At 73.6% G+C, this 762-nt stretch carries 1 protein-coding gene; it reads right to left on the reverse strand.

The annotated features are described in order from the left end of the window. Positions 1 to 762, reverse strand: a 762-nt coding sequence (locus E1283_RS36695) for an MMPL family transporter (RefSeq protein WP_243745361.1), incomplete at both ends; no start/stop codon positions are given.

A 762-nucleotide genomic window follows, 5' to 3' on the forward strand; every position in this document is an offset into this window, starting at 1 on the left:
CAGCAGCGCGTAGTCGATGCCGACGCCGAGGCCGACGAGCAGCATGACGTAGGGCGTGTAGTCGGCGACGGTGAAGGCGTGGGAGGCGATCACCACCAGGCCGACGGCCGAGCCGACCGCGAACACCGCGGTGATCACGGGGAGTCCGGCGGCGATGACCGTGCCGAAGAGGAAGACGCAGATGACCAGGGCGGCCATGATGCCCATGCCCTCGGCGGCGCCGCCGCTCTCCTCGGTGAGCTCGCGGGCCGCGTCGCCGCCGAGCTCGACCCGGAGCCCGTCGCCCTGGGCGGTGCGCGCGGTGTCCAGGACGGACTCGGTGTCGGCGAGTTCCATCCGCTCCGACGGCACGTCGAGGACGACGGTGGCGTAGCCGATCGTGCCGTCCCCCGACATCGCCGTCGGGTCGTCGTACGGGCTCACCACCCCGTCCACCCGGGGCAGTTCCGCGACCTCGGCCAGCATGTCGGCGACCCGTCGCTCGACGTCGGCATCCCGCAGCCCGTCCGGGTCGCGCAGCACGACGGTGAGGGTGTCGCCGGCCTGGGCCGAGCCGTGCTCGGCCAGCAGTTCGGCGGCGTGCTGGGAGTCGGTGCCGGGCAGCGCGTAGTCCTCGCGGTAGTCGTCGCCGACGGCGGAGGCGGCGGCCCAGACGCCGACCAGCACCAGCACCCACAGGAGCAGGGCCACCGCCCGGTGCCGGTAGGAGAATCCCGCTATCCGGGCGAACGCTCCCGGCTGGTCCGGGGGTTGGGGTGGGGT

Source organism: Streptomyces hainanensis (assembly GCF_004348415.1).
Classification (GTDB): Bacteria; Actinomycetota; Actinomycetes; order Streptomycetales; family Streptomycetaceae; genus Streptomyces; species Streptomyces hainanensis.